General features: G+C 70.1%; 18 protein-coding genes. 6 read left to right on the top strand and 12 right to left on the bottom strand.

Translation table 11 applies throughout. The features are described 5' to 3' along the window. The 5 genes from VFX14_11315 to VFX14_11295 all read left to right on the top strand — a co-directional run. Positions 1-608: BadF/BadG/BcrA/BcrD ATPase family protein (locus VFX14_11315; protein ID HEU5190269.1), on the top strand; the 608-nt coding region annotated here is incomplete at its 5' end. Between the two features lie 49 nt (positions 609-657). Beyond that, on the top strand, positions 658-840 hold the full coding sequence (locus VFX14_11310; GenBank protein HEU5190268.1) for a hypothetical protein: 183 nt from the start codon (positions 658-660) through the stop codon (positions 838-840). Positions 841-857: 17 nt separating this feature from the next. Continuing rightward, positions 858-1,352: a GNAT family N-acetyltransferase gene (locus VFX14_11305; GenBank protein ID HEU5190267.1), complete on the top strand. Its 495-nt coding sequence runs from the start codon at positions 858-860 to the stop codon at positions 1,350-1,352. Between the two features lie 10 nt (positions 1,353-1,362). Continuing rightward, positions 1,363-2,283: a cysteine synthase family protein gene (locus VFX14_11300; GenBank protein HEU5190266.1), complete on the top strand. Its 921-nt coding sequence runs from the start codon at positions 1,363-1,365 to the stop codon at positions 2,281-2,283. 187 nt (positions 2,284-2,470) lie between these two features. Continuing rightward, entirely contained in the window at positions 2,471-2,599 is a 129-nt protein-coding gene (locus VFX14_11295) for a hypothetical protein (protein ID HEU5190265.1), read from the top strand. On the opposite strand, the gene VFX14_11290 is transcribed toward VFX14_11295, so the two are convergent. Genes VFX14_11290 through VFX14_11280 form a run of 3 tightly spaced genes read right to left on the bottom strand, consistent with a single transcriptional unit; the run spans position 2,550 to position 4,478 of the window. After that, positions 2,550-3,875, bottom strand: a complete 1,326-nt coding sequence (locus tag VFX14_11290; protein ID HEU5190264.1) for an APC family permease — start codon at positions 3,873-3,875, stop codon at positions 2,550-2,552. The two genes, VFX14_11295 and VFX14_11290, sit on opposite strands and share 50 nt — an antisense overlap. Further along, positions 3,872-4,093: a hypothetical protein gene (locus tag VFX14_11285; GenBank protein HEU5190263.1), complete on the bottom strand. Its 222-nt coding sequence runs from the start codon at positions 4,091-4,093 to the stop codon at positions 3,872-3,874. Before VFX14_11285 ends, VFX14_11290 begins: the two co-directional genes overlap by 4 nt. Positions 4,094-4,103: 10 nt before the next feature. Beyond that, the gene (locus tag VFX14_11280; protein HEU5190262.1) at positions 4,104-4,478 is read right to left on the bottom strand and encodes a hypothetical protein; all 375 of its coding nucleotides are present in this window, start codon (positions 4,476-4,478) and stop codon (positions 4,104-4,106) included. 36 nt (positions 4,479-4,514) lie between these two features. Here VFX14_11280 and VFX14_11275 point away from each other — a divergent pair, with 36 nt between their 5' ends. Further along, positions 4,515-5,369, top strand: coding sequence for an amidohydrolase family protein (locus tag VFX14_11275; GenBank protein ID HEU5190261.1), 855 nt, complete (start codon positions 4,515-4,517; stop codon positions 5,367-5,369). Positions 5,370-5,373: 4 nt separating this feature from the next. Here the strand turns inward: VFX14_11275 and VFX14_11270 are convergent, their stop codons facing one another. From VFX14_11270 to VFX14_11230, 9 genes are all read right to left on the bottom strand, one after another. Then, positions 5,374-5,703: a hypothetical protein gene (locus VFX14_11270; protein HEU5190260.1), complete on the bottom strand. Its 330-nt coding sequence runs from the start codon at positions 5,701-5,703 to the stop codon at positions 5,374-5,376. Beyond that, positions 5,700-5,957: a hypothetical protein gene (locus VFX14_11265; GenBank protein ID HEU5190259.1), complete on the bottom strand. Its 258-nt coding sequence runs from the start codon at positions 5,955-5,957 to the stop codon at positions 5,700-5,702. Before VFX14_11265 ends, VFX14_11270 begins: the two co-directional genes overlap by 4 nt. A gap of 45 nt (positions 5,958-6,002) precedes the next feature. Then, positions 6,003-6,965 carry an amidohydrolase family protein gene (locus tag VFX14_11260; GenBank protein ID HEU5190258.1) on the bottom strand — a complete coding sequence of 321 codons (963 nt, stop codon included), beginning with the start codon at positions 6,963-6,965 and terminating at the stop codon, positions 6,003-6,005. Between the two features lie 16 nt (positions 6,966-6,981). Continuing rightward, positions 6,982-7,677, bottom strand: coding sequence for an ABC transporter ATP-binding protein (locus tag VFX14_11255; protein HEU5190257.1), 696 nt, complete (start codon positions 7,675-7,677; stop codon positions 6,982-6,984). 4 nt (positions 7,678-7,681) lie between these two features. Next, positions 7,682-8,428 (bottom strand): ABC transporter ATP-binding protein, encoded by a 747-nt coding sequence (locus VFX14_11250; GenBank protein ID HEU5190256.1) that lies wholly within the window; start codon positions 8,426-8,428, stop codon positions 7,682-7,684. Beyond that, entirely contained in the window at positions 8,415-9,383 is a 969-nt protein-coding gene (locus tag VFX14_11245) for a branched-chain amino acid ABC transporter permease (GenBank protein HEU5190255.1), read from the bottom strand. The genes VFX14_11250 and VFX14_11245 overlap by 14 nt, the downstream gene beginning before the upstream one ends. After that, entirely contained in the window at positions 9,380-10,243 is an 864-nt protein-coding gene (locus VFX14_11240; protein HEU5190254.1) for a branched-chain amino acid ABC transporter permease, read from the bottom strand. The genes VFX14_11245 and VFX14_11240 overlap by 4 nt, the downstream gene beginning before the upstream one ends. A gap of 16 nt (positions 10,244-10,259) precedes the next feature. Continuing rightward, positions 10,260-11,474, bottom strand: a complete 1,215-nt coding sequence (locus VFX14_11235) for an ABC transporter substrate-binding protein (protein ID HEU5190253.1) — start codon at positions 11,472-11,474, stop codon at positions 10,260-10,262. A gap of 158 nt (positions 11,475-11,632) precedes the next feature. After that, a complete protein-coding gene (locus tag VFX14_11230) occupies positions 11,633-12,406 on the bottom strand; it encodes an NADP-dependent oxidoreductase (GenBank protein ID HEU5190252.1) in 774 nt (257 codons plus the stop codon). Between the last annotated feature and the right edge of the window lie 234 nt (positions 12,407-12,640).

Raw genomic sequence — 12,640 nt, 5'->3', positions numbered from 1 at the left:
GACGCGCCGCGCAACACGTCGAGGTGATCTCCGACGTCGAAGCCGCGCTGCTCGGCGCGCTCGGCGACGAACCGGGCCTCCTCGTCCTCGCCGGAACGGGATCGATCGTCCTCGGCCGCGACGCGCGCGGCCGATGGTCGCGCGCCGGCGGGCTCGGTCCGCTGCTCGGCGACGAGGGCTCGGCCTTCTGGATCGGCCGCGCGTGGCTACCCGTCGCCCGGCGCCACGCCGGCGTTCTCGCCCTGCGCCGCCTGGCCCTCCGGCCCGACGCGGTGGCGCGGGTCGCCGCGCTGGCGCCCTCGGCGCTGCGGGCCGCGCGCCGCGGCCATCCCATCGCGTCCGCCATCGTGGCCGGCGCCCAGGTCGCCCTGGCCGAGCTGGTGGCCGACCTCGCCGCGCGCCTCCGCTTGCGCCCACCGGTGGCGGTGAGCTGGGCCGGCGGCCTCCTCGCCGACACCGCCTTCCGCGCGGGGGTGTGGCGCGCCGCGCACGAGGCGGGGCTGCAGCTGGCCGTCATCCCGCCGCGCGGGAGCGCGCTCGACGCGGCGGCGGACATGGCCGCGCGGCTCGTCACGGCTTCGCGTGAGACGGGGCGCCGAACCCGATGAGCGGCCGGCTGGTACACCCGCCCAGCACGCTGATCGGTACGCGCCCGCGATGAAGTGGTTTCGCCTGGAGGCGCGGGACGGCGCCCTCGTGCGTCTCTCCGTCATGCTGATGGGGTTGCCGGAGCTCACGCGCGCGATTCTCGCGCAGGCGCCTCCGAGCGCGGTCGACGCGAACACGCGCCCGATCCTCGAGGCCACGGCGCAGGGTCATCCGCCCTCCGTGTGGGCTTGATCGGCCAGGGCCGAGCGATGCAGGTCCGTGTCCTGGCTCCCCACGAGGCCGCCCTCCACCGCACTCTCCGCCTCAGCGCCCTGCGCGACGCGCCCGATTCCTTCGGCGAGACCCTGTCTCACGCCGAGTCGCAGCCGGTGTCGTACTGGGAGGAGATGACACGCCACGTGACGGCGCCCGGCGGCCAGATCATGGTCCTCGCCTGCGAGGGCGACGAGATCGTGGGTACGGCGTACGGGCTGTTGGATCGCGAGCGCGCGGAGACGGGCCGGGTCGGCGGCATGTGGGTGGTCCCCGCGTGGCGCCGCCGCGGCATCGGGCAGGCGCTGCTGCGGGCCGTGCTCGACTGGGCGCGCGGCCGCGGACTGGCGCGGCTCGCGCTCTGGGCGCCCGCGCATGAGCCGGCCGCGATCGCCCTGTACACGAAGGCCGGCTTTCGCCACACTGGGGAGCGGCGCCCGCTTCCAAGCAATGTCTCGCGGTTAATCGTCGCCATGGAGGTCGAGCTGTGAAGGGGATCGCGTGAGCATACTCGCCACGATCGGCCGCACCCGCCTCGCCCCGCTCGTGCAACTCGTGCCACCGGGCAGCGCGCGCATCCTCGTCAAGCTGGAGTACGAGAATCCGACGGGCAGCATGAAGGACCGCATGGCCCTCGCGATGGTGGAAGCGGCGGAGGCCGACGGACGGCTCAAGCCCGGCGGCTCCGTGGTCGAGTACACCGGCGGGAGTACCGGCGTGTCGCTCGCCTTCGTGTGCGCGGCGAAGGGGATTCCGCTCCAGATCGTGACGTCGGAAGCGTTCAGCAAGGAGAAGCGCGATCACATGAGGGCGCTCGGCGCCCAGCTCACGCTGATCCCCAGCCCCACCGGCGGGACGACCAAGGCGCTGACGCTCGAGATGATCGAGACGGCTCGGCGGCTCGCCGCGGCGCCGGGCTGCTACTGGACCGACCAGCTCAACAACACCGATCAGCTCGCCAGCTACGAGCGGATGGGCGAGGAGATCTGGGAGCAGGCGGAGGGCCGCATCAGCGCCTTCGTGCAGAGCGTGGGCACGGCGGGCTCGCTCCGCGGCATCTCCACGCGGCTGCGATCGCACGACACGTCGGTGCGCATCATCGCCGTGGAGCCGGAGGAGTCGGCGGTGCTCTCGGGCCGGCCCAGCGGCTCGCACAAGATCGAGGGCACCGGCGCCGGGTTCGTGGTGCCGCTCTGGCACGACAAGCTGGCCGACGAGATCCAACCCGTCTCCTCGCAGGAGGCGATGGAGACGGCGCGTGTCCTCGCGCGGCACGAGGGCATCTTCGCGGGCACGTCCACCGGCGCCAATATCGCGGCGGCGCTGCGCGTGGCGAAACAGCTCGGGCCCGACCAGACGGTGGTCACGCTGGCCGTCGATTCCGGCATGAAGTACCTGAGCACCGCACTTTACGGCGGCTAGACGATGCCGACCTATCTCACGGTGCGCCGCGCGCCCGGGGCGGCGTGGAACACCACCGTGCCCATGCGGAGCCAGGCCCAGTGGGCCGAGCACGCGGCCTTCATGAACGCGCTCGCCGCCGACGGCTTCATCGTGCTCGGCGGCCCGCTGGGCTCGGGCGAGCTGCGCGCGGGCGGAGGTGCTGCTCGTGGTCGACTCCACGAGCGAGGAGGCGGTGCGGCCCCGCTTCGCCGCCGATCCCTGGACGGCGTCGGGCCTGCTCGTGATCACGCGCGTGGAGCCGTGGACCGTGCTCCTGCGCGCGCCCCGCGCCTGAACACCCAGTACGCGGCGGGACCGGTGAACGCCGCGATGACGCCGGCCACCGTGTTCTGCCAGCCCGCCGTCGCCATGGCGAGCAAGCTGAGCGCGGCGGGCGGGGCCGCCACCAGCCACATGCCGAGCGCGCCCCCGCCGACGCGCCAGGGACGCGGCAGATCGGGCTCCCGCAGACGCAGCGCCACGAAGGCGGCGAGCTCGAGGAGGAGCGCGATGGAATAGAGCCAGATGTTGAGGACGATCAGCTCCTTGAACGAGAACACCGCGAAGGCGCTGTAGCAGAGGCTCGACAGCACCACCGCGGCCCACGGCGTGCCGGTGCGGGCGCTCACCGAGCTCAGCCATGCGGGGAGCTGGCCGAGGCTCGCCAGCGCATAGGGCAGGCGCGAATTTGCGAGGAGACCGGCGAGGAAGAGCCCCGCGGTGGCGAACAGGGCGCCCGCGGTCACGAAGCTGCCGAGCGCCCAGCCGCCCACGGCTTCCGCGACCTGCGGGAAGTGCCCCGTGTCCCATTTCTCCCAGTCGGGCGAGACGGACAGGCCGGCCGCCACCGGGAGGAGATATGCGAGCGCGATCAGGGGCACCGCGGTCAGCATGGCGCGCCGGTAGTCGGAGCGCGGGCGCTCGGTCTCGCCGAGCAGGGTGCTGGGATTGTCCCAGCCGGAGTAGTTCCACATCATCACCGCGAGCCCGAGGCCGATGCCGGTGAGAAGGCCCTCCCCTTCCGCGGCGAAGGGTCTCCAGGGCGCGTGCTCGGCGTGGAGCGCGGCAAGCAGCGTGAATACCGCGACGGGCAGGAGCGCGCCCAGGCTCAGCCCCACCGCGGTCCGGCCCGTGAGGCGGACGCCCGCCACGTTGAGCGCGGTGAGCGCCCAGATGAAGACGAGCGCGATCGTCCACCGGGTGGCGCTCGACATGTCGGGGAACCAGTACTTCGCGTAGTCGGCGAAGAGCGCGGGGTACACCGCCACGTCCACGAAGGAGTTGACCCAGCTCCACCAGCCGACCTGAAAACCCCAGAAGGGGCCGAAGGCGCGGCGCACCCACGCGACGTACCCGCCCTCTTCGGGGAGCGCGGCGGCGAGCTCGGCCATCGCGAGGGAGACGGGGAGGCTCCAGACCAGCGGCGTGAGGACCAGGAGAACCAGCGTGAACCCGGGCCCGAAGGAGGAGATGGCATCCTCGATGCCGTAGGGCCCGCCGCTGACGTTGAAGAAGACAATGGCGAGCAGCGAAACGAGGCCGAGCTCCCGGCGGAGCCCGGCGCGGCTCACCGGGCTTGCGCCTCCTGGATCATCGCGGGCAGGCCCTTCAGCCACTCGTCGATGGGCGTCTCGGCGTCCACGATGATCTCGAGCTTGCCGGAGGGCATGCGGCGCACGCGGCCCTTGCCAGTGGCCAGCGGGATCACCACGTGCTCGCGGTGCACACCGATAGCGTCCAGCACCTCGAAGATCTTGTTGATCTCGGACATGCCGACCGTGTCGAGCACGAGAGCGGTCTCAGGGCCCCGGGCGCAGCTCGGCCGGCGGGCGGTCGCCCCCCGGAATGAACGCCGGCCCGCTCGGGCTGTAGGCGGGGAGCGTCGGCACGTTCACCTGGGTATCCGTGATGCGCCGCTCTTCGTGAGCGGGAATCACGACTTCCTGCCGAGTGCCCGGGTCGATCGCGCGCTGCTCCGGCACCCAGCGGGTGGCCGGCGGTGGCGCAGCGGGCAGGCGCGGCAGCGGCTTCTGCACGTCCTGGTACACCCGGTCGACCGGGTTGTTCGAGTACGGATACCGCGCCCCGCCACCGATACCGGTGATCTGGGCCCCGGCGGGCGAGGCGGCGGCGAGCACGGCCGCGGTCAGCAGCGCGACGGTGAAGCCGTTCATGGCCCAAATGGTACACCCGTGCTATGGTGTCGCGCGATGCGGACCCGGATCCTTCGGCTCTCGCTGCTCATGCCGGCCGCGGCGCTGCTGGCTCTGGCTGCCGCGCTGCTCCTCCCTGCCCCGACGCTGCGCGCGCAGAGCGCCGAGCTTCCGATCTTCGACACCCATATCCACTACAGCGCGCCCGACTGGGCCGAGTATCCGGAGGCGCGCATCCTCGGCATCATCCAGCAGGCCGGTATCAAGCGCGCGCTCGTCTCCAGCACGCCCGACGACGGGACGATCAAGCTCTACCAGAAGGATCCCCAGCGCATCGTGCCGATCCTGCGTCCCTACCGCACGCGCGAGGACATGGGCCACTGGTGGCAAGACCCGTCGGTCATTCCCTACCTCGAGTCGCGCCTGGCGCTCAAGGTGCACAAGGGCATCGGCGAGTTCCATCTCTATGGCGGCCAGGTCGGCACACCGGTGATCAAGCGCCTCACCGAGATCGTGCTGCGCGAGGGCATCTACCTCCACGCGCACTCCGACGAGGTGGCCATCGTCGAGCTCTTCACGCTGGAGCCGCGGCTCAAGGTGATCTGGGCGCACGCGGGGATGTCCTCGGGTCCACAGGCAGTGGGCGTACTCCTGGATCGCTACCCGACCCTCTGGGTGGATCTGGCCCTCCGCAACGGCGACGTCGCGCCCGGCGGCACGCTCGATCCGGCCTGGCGCGCCGTGTTCCTACGTCATCCCGACCGCTTCCTCGCCGGCACGGACACGTGGGTGACGTCGCGCTGGGAAGCGCTCCCCGGCTCCGTGAGCGAGGTGCGCGCCTACCTCAAGCAGCTCCCGCCCGACGTCGCCGAGAAGATCGCCTACAAGAACGCCGAGCGGCTGTTCCCGTAACGGGTCAGCGCGCGAGCCAGCTATTCCAGAAGTACATGCGGGGCGCGGGGCGGAACTCGCCGCGCAGATCCCGACGCGCGACGTCCAGGGTGAAGTAGTCGCCGAGCTTCACCTGCCCCACGTCCTCGTAGAACGCCGTCTGTAGCCGGTCGATGATGGCCTTGCTCTTCTTCACGTCCACCTCGACCTGGAGCTCCGACGGCTGCTTCATGCTGATCACCACGGTGTAGGGATCCTTCGCCTCCACCGCCTCGACATACTTCCACCGCGTGCGCCCCACCGAGGCCACGCGCCCCCAGCGGCGGGGCGACGGCACCACGTCGGCGGACGTCATTTCACCGTGTGCGACTTCGCGAGCATCGGGATGGGATTGAAGCCCTTGTCGTACGTGAAGAGGCCCTCGTTGACGCGCCACATGATCTCGTAGCCGAGCGTGGCGGTGCTCGAGGGGATGTCGAGCGTGGGCGGCTCCCCGATGGCGGCCACCTTGAGCACGCCGCCCATTCGCGGCGTCTCCTGAGCGATGGAGGGCGCGGCGAGCGCCAGTCCGAGCGCGATGATCACGGCGGCGAGGCGAAGCGCATGCATACGCGTCGGCGTCCTCCAGGGGGGGCGGGGCGTGGTTGCCGTGGTCTACTTCGTCGCGGGCGGCAGGAGATCGCCGAGTGAGCGAACGCCGATCCCCAGGGCCCCGCACACCACCGCCTGCCGATCGAAGCGGTTTCCGGACCTCGGCGCCCTGCGGCCCCAGGCGGGAAAGCCGAACACGGGGAGCGGATAGTCCGTGCCGAATAGCAGGCGCGGATGGAGCTCCGGGTGCTTTCTCAGGTGCAGGAGCATGCGGAAGCGATTGGGCAGCGTCAGCGCCGAGACGTCGGCATAGAAGCCGCGATAGCGGCCCGCGAGCTCGCGCAGCGTCGGGAGGAACTTCTCGCGGAGGACCAGGCCGTAGCTGCACGCGTGGGCGGCGATCACCGTCGCGCCCTCGTCCAGGGGCACGCGGAGGCGGTTGGGATCGCCCATCGACTGGTCCTTGCCGATCAGGCTGAACTCATAGCCCACGTGGCTGAGCAGCGGCAGCCTCCTCGCGGCAAGCGCCCGGTAGAAGGGCTTGTGCCGCGCATCCCCGGGATCGAACTGCTGGGCGTTCGGCAGCACCTTCACGAGCGCGGCGCCCGCCTCCGCGCAGCGATGCACCTCGTCGATCGCGTCCCGCCGCATCGGGTTGATGGAGACGCCGGCCAGGAACGCGCCGGGGTGAGCGCGCGCGGTCGCGAGCACGTAGTCGTTGCCGATCAGGAAATCCGTGTGCTCCCGATCGAGCCGGCCGGCCTGATCGTAGACGCCGTCCATGCCGAGCAGCACCGCCTGACGGACGTGCTGCGAGGCACGGAGCTCGGTCAGGAGATCATCGACGTACTTGCGATTCGCCTCGCGCGGTCTCGCCGGATCGAGGGCCTGCTTCCACATCAGCAGACGGAAGAGCGGGCTCCGGAGCATCTTCGGGGAGATGTAGCAGCCGTTGTCCCCCTCCGGCACCGCGGCCAGGTGGACGTGGCAGTCGATAAGGAACCTTCCCTCCGCCACCGGCTCCATGGCGTATCTCCGCCGATCAGCCGCCAACCCCGAGGTAGGTCGCGGTGACCCGATGGTCGGCGCGGAGGGCGTCCGGCGTGCCCTCGAAGACGATGGTTCCGTGATCGATGACATAGACGCGGTCGGCCAGCCGCAGCGCCATCTCGGCGTTCTGCTCGACCAGCAACATGCTGACGCGCTCGTGCTTGAGCTCGAGAATCGTCCCCATGACCGCCTCGACAACGAGCGGAGCCAGGCCTTGGGAGGGCTCGTCCAGCAGGAGCAGCTCGGGCCCGGTCAGGAGGGCGCGGGCGATGGCCAGCATCTGCTGCTCCCCGCCCGAGAGAAAGCGCCCCTTGCGATCCAGGACCTCGCGGAGCTTGGGGAACCGCGCCAGCATCTTCTCCATCGGCCACCGCGTGCCGGGGCGGCGGGCGATCTCGAGGTTCTCCCGCGCCGTGAGGTAGGAAAAGATGCCGCGGGTCTCCGGCACGAGCGCGATGCCGAGCCGCGAGATCCGATGCGCCGGGACGCCGGCGATGTTCGCGCCCTTGTACGCGATGGTGCCCCGGCGCGGCGGGGTGAGGCCGCTGATCGAGCGGAGCGTGGTGGTCTTGCCGGCCCCGTTGCGTCCCAGCAGCGCCACCACCTCGCCCTCCGCAACGGCGAGGGAGAGGCCGTGGAGGATGTGACCGAGGCCGTAGTAGGTGTCGATCGCACTGATCTCGAGGATCATGTCACGGGACGCCACCCAGGTAGGCCCGCCGGACCTCGGCGTTCCGCTGGATCTCGGTGGGCGTACCCTCCGCGATCACGCTGCCGAAGTGCATGACGGAGATCCGGTCGGACATGGTCATGACGACGTCGATCTTGTGCTCGATGAGCACGATGGTATAGCGCCCCTTGAGCGCGCGCACGAGCGCGACCATCTTCTGGGTCTCGTCCGGGGACAAGCCCGCCGCCGGCTCGTCCAGTAACAGGAGCCGCGGCGTCGCGGCCAGCGCGATGGCCAGCTCGAGCTGACGCTGCTCACCGTGGGAGATCGCGCGCGCCGGCTGGTCCGCCTTCCCGGCCAGCCCCACCTCGGCCAGCACCGCACGGGCGCGGTCGGCGAGCGCGGGGTAGCCGTCGGCGCGGCGCCACGCCAGGCCGCGCCACGATTCCTGCCGGGCGAAGGCAGCCAGCCACACATTGTCCGCGATGGTGAGGGCGGGAAAGATGCTCGTGCGCTGGAAGGAGCGGGCGATGCCGAGGCGCGCGATATGATGCGGCGGCGTGCCCGCGATGTCACGGCCGTCGAAGACGATCCGCCCCGAGGTGGGCACGAGCTGACCGGTCAGGAGATTGAAGAAGGTGGTCTTCCCGGCCCCGTTGGGCCCGATCACCGAATGGAGCGATCCCTCCTGGACCTCGATGCTGACCCCGTCGACGGCGGTCAGGGCACCGAACGCCTTGGTGAGCCGCTCGGTCCTAACCAGAGACATCGGCCCCCATCGCCGTGGGGGCGCGCCGCGCGGCGCGCCACGCCCAGAAGCGAGCCCACGCCTCGACCACGCCGCCCCGGAAGAACAGCACCACGATCACGAAGGCCACCCCCAGCAGGAGCGGCCAGCGGGCCCACATCGCGCTCACCGATTCCGAGAGCCAGATGAACACGAACGCGCCGATCACGGGTCCGTACAGCGAGCCGGAGCCGCCGATCAGGGTCGCGAACACCACGTTGCCGGAGAAGACGAAGCCGATGGCCTCGAGGGGGACGATGCCGAAGAGCATCGCGTAGAGCACGCCGGCCAGCCCCGAGAAGGCCCCGCCGATCACGAAGGCGGCGAGCTTCATCCGGGCGACGTCGTACCCGAGGGCCTCCGCGCGCAGCGCGTTCTCCCGAATGGACTGGAGGATCTTCCCCAGGGGCGACTCCACGATGCGCTTCATGACCCAGAGCGCAACGAGGAACAAGACGGCGACGAGGGCGTAGTACGCGAGGGGCCCGTGGATGTCGAGCCCGAAGACGTCCGGGCGCGGGATGCCGGGCATACCATCCTCGCCCCCCGTCACCGAGGTCCATTGATAGGCCGTGAAGTAGAACATCTGATTCAGCGCGAACGTCAGCATGATGAAATAGAGATCCGCGCGCTGTACGCAGAGATAGCCCACCACCGCCGCGGTGAGGGCGCCTACCGCGATGCCGACGGCGAGGACCAGGGGCACGCCGACCCCATAGTGCTTGAGCAGGTAGCCGGCGACGTACCCGGCGGAGCCGAAGAAGGTGGCCTGCCCGAACGACAGAAGTCCCGTGTATCCCAGGAGCAGGTTGAGGCCGAGTCCGAAGATGGCGAAGATCCAGATCTCGGTGGCGATGGCGTGCCGGACGACGACGGGGAGCAGGACGACCGCGGCGAGGATGGTCAGCCAGATGCGCGCCTCCTTCAAGCCGCTCATCGGATGCCGAACAGTCCCTGGGGGCGGACGAGAAGGACGGCGGCCATGACGGCGAAGATCACGGCCACCGAGGCTTCCGGCCAGTAGAGCGCGACCAGGCTCTGCGCCACTCCCACGAGCACGCCCGACACGATGGAGCCGAGGAGGTTCCCCAGCCCCGCCAGCGCGACGACGACGAAGGCGATGCCGAGCATGTCCACCCCCATCAGCGGATTGAGCCCGCGGATGGGAGCGGTCAAGGCCCCGGCCACGCCGGCCAGCACGCAGCCCAGCGCGAAGGCGGCGGTGAAGAGGCGGTGGACGTCGATGCCGAGGAGGGTGACCATCTCCTTGTCCTCGATGCCCGCGCGCATGATCGCTCCATAGCGCGTCTTCTCGAGAAAGAGCCAGGCGCCGAACACGAGGAGCGCCGCCGCCACCATCACGAACAGGCGGTACTTGGGGTAGAAGGTGATGCCGAGATCGACGCCCCCGCGCAGGAGCGGGGGCGGAAGCTGACTCATGCCGACGGGGCTCCAGACAATGATGATGCCCTCGGTCACGATCAGCGACAGGCCGAAGGTGAGGAGCAGCTGGTAGTCGTGTCCCGCCTTGTAGAGCGGCCGGATGCCGCCGAGCTCGATCAGGATCCCCAGAAGGCCCACGCCGAGCGGCGCCAGCAGCAGGGCGAGCCAGAAGCTGCCGACGAGCTGGATCACGGAGTAGAGGAGGTAGGCGCCCAGGGCGAAGAGGGCGCCGTGGGCGAAGTTGGGAATGTTCAGCACGCCCGTGATGATGGACAGCCCGATGCCCATGAGGGCATAGAGCATCCCGGTGGCGAGCCCGTTCAGCAGCTGACTCACCAGGAGCGAGAACTTCACGCGTCGAGCACTGGGGTCAGAGCGACCCGATGTCCTTGCAGGCGGCGTACTCCGCAGGCAGCGGCGTCGAGCCCGTCGCGATGATGTCGGCGAAGTCCATCGGGTTCTTCATCGCATCCTTCTTCTTGCAGCGCATGAAGAAGTAGGGGCGCAGCGTCTGGTGAGTCTTCGCATCCACGCGCATCTTGCCGACCAGGTCCTCCACCTCGAGCCCCTCGCAGGCCTTGATGACGTCCGGGACCTCGGTGGACTTGGCCTTGTCCATGGCGTGGAGCAGCATCCGCGTCATGCCGTAGGCGGCGGCGGGCGCGTAGCCGGGCGGGCCGCCGAACTTGGCCTGGTAGCTCTTCACGAACTCGCGCGCCACCGGCGTGTCGGCGGTGTAGTAGAAGTTCGAGCCCACCCACATGTTCTCGCGGATTTCCGGCGCGAGCTGGACGAGCTCCTCGACCCCCGAGGACCACGTCATGATGAGAGGGATCTTCGGGGTCAGCCCGAAGTTGAAGATCTCGCGGGCGCCGGTGACGGCGTCGAGGCCGAAGTTGATCATGGCGACCACGTCGGGCTTGTTGCCCGCCGCCTTGGTCACGTAGTTCGAGAACTCGCGCTCGCCGAGGGGGTGGCGGTCGGCGCCCACGAACTCGATCCCGTGCGCCTTGCCCACCTCCTTGACGTACTTCTCCACCGACCAGCCGAAGGCGTAGTCCGCCACGAGGAGATGCCAGCGCTTGGCCTTGGGATTGGCCTGCATGAAGGTGTCCACCACGGTCTTGGCCGCGGTGTACGGGCTCGCCGCCCACTGGAAGGAGTAGCGGTGGCAGCGCGCGCCCGAGATGTCCTCCGTGCCCCCACTGAAGTAGTGGAAGACCTTCTTCCGCTTGGCCACCTCGGAGACGGCCAGGGCGACGCCGGACGACCAGGGGCCGATGATGTACTTCACCCCCTCGGAGTCGACGGCTTCCTCGGCCCGTCGGGTGGCGCTTCCCGCCTTGGTCTCGTCGTCGCGGGTGATGTACTTGATGGACTTGCCCTGGATCTTCATGCCGCGCTCGTCCAGGGCCAGCTTCATCCCCCGGTCGAGGACCGGCCCGACGTCGGAGAAGGCGCCTGTGAAGGACCAGAGGCCCAGCATCGGGATCTCTCGGGCCTGGGCCCGGAGCACGGCGGGAAAGCCGAGGCCGGCCACGGCACCGGCCAGGGTCAAGACGTCGCGACGAGAGAGTGCGCCCATCGTGGATCCTCCGCGCTGATGTGGGTTGGGTCCCGGTCCACGCCGAGGTGGTCCGGGGGGAGAATCGGTCCTGCCGGGCGACCTGTCAAGGGGGTCGGCGACCGTCGCTCATCGGCTCACCCTAACCGCCGCGTCCTCCAAGTGTACCGCGTGGTCGCCTAGCTGCCGGCGACGCGGAGCACGACCTTGCCACGCTTGCCCCGCTCAGCCACGCGGTCGAACGCCGCTCGCGCATCGGCGAGCGGGAACACGGAGTCGATCTCCGGCCGGATTGCGCCTTCGTCGGCGAGCCGTGCGAGCTCGACGAGCTGGTCGCGGTTCGGCTCGACGATGAAGTAGGTGACGCCGGGTGCCTCCTTGGCGACGGAGACGATGCGGCCGGCCCGGATCCCTGTGAGTGCTGCGGGGCCGGTGGTGTCGAAGACGAGGTCGGCCTCTCCGCCGTCGACGACCTCCGCGCCCGCCCAGCGCGCGAGCTGCACGGCGAAGTGGCCGACGCCGCCGCGGGCGCCGGTGACGATCACGCGCTCACCGCGCTGCAGACCGCCGTGGTCGAAGAGCGCCTGCCACGCGCTGAGGCCGGCGAGGGGGATCGCCGCGCTCTGGATGTGGTCGAGCGTCTTCGGCTTCGACGCCACGACCGCCGACGGCACGACCGCGTACTCGGCGGCGCCGCCGTCCCGGTCGAAGGGCGTCAGCGCGAACACCTCGTCGTCTACCGCTAGGCCGTTCGCACCCGGTCCGAGGGCGGCAACCGTGCCCGAGATCTCGTACGACGGAATCGCCGGCAGCCGGTCGAGCGGCCACGTCAGCTCGTCGCGGGTGATCGCGGCCGCGTGGACGCGGATCAGCGCGCCGCCGGGTCCCGGGGTCGGATCGTCGATCTGCGCGATCTCGAGCCGGTTCGGCGCGGTCACTCGAGCAGCCAGCATGCCGTTCACTCCTTCCGTATCAGGAAAGACTGAAGGCTACGACGGCCTCGTCCCCAGCGTCACGGTCGCCGTCTTCGCCTTCCCGTCGCTCAGGTACGTGAGCCTCGCTGGTCGCCTGGGTTCTTCGCGCCGGTCGCGGCGCTCACACTGCGATGCGTTCGTCATCGACGTCCCGTCGATCGCGGTGATCACATCGCTGGTCTGAGAGCATAGATGGGATGAAGCGGCTGGCCT

The sequence above is a fragment of the Candidatus Methylomirabilota bacterium genome (assembly GCA_035764725.1).
GTDB lineage: Bacteria > Methylomirabilota > Methylomirabilia > Rokubacteriales > CSP1-6 > DASRWT01.
This window is presented reverse-complemented; position numbering and strand designations above follow the sequence as displayed.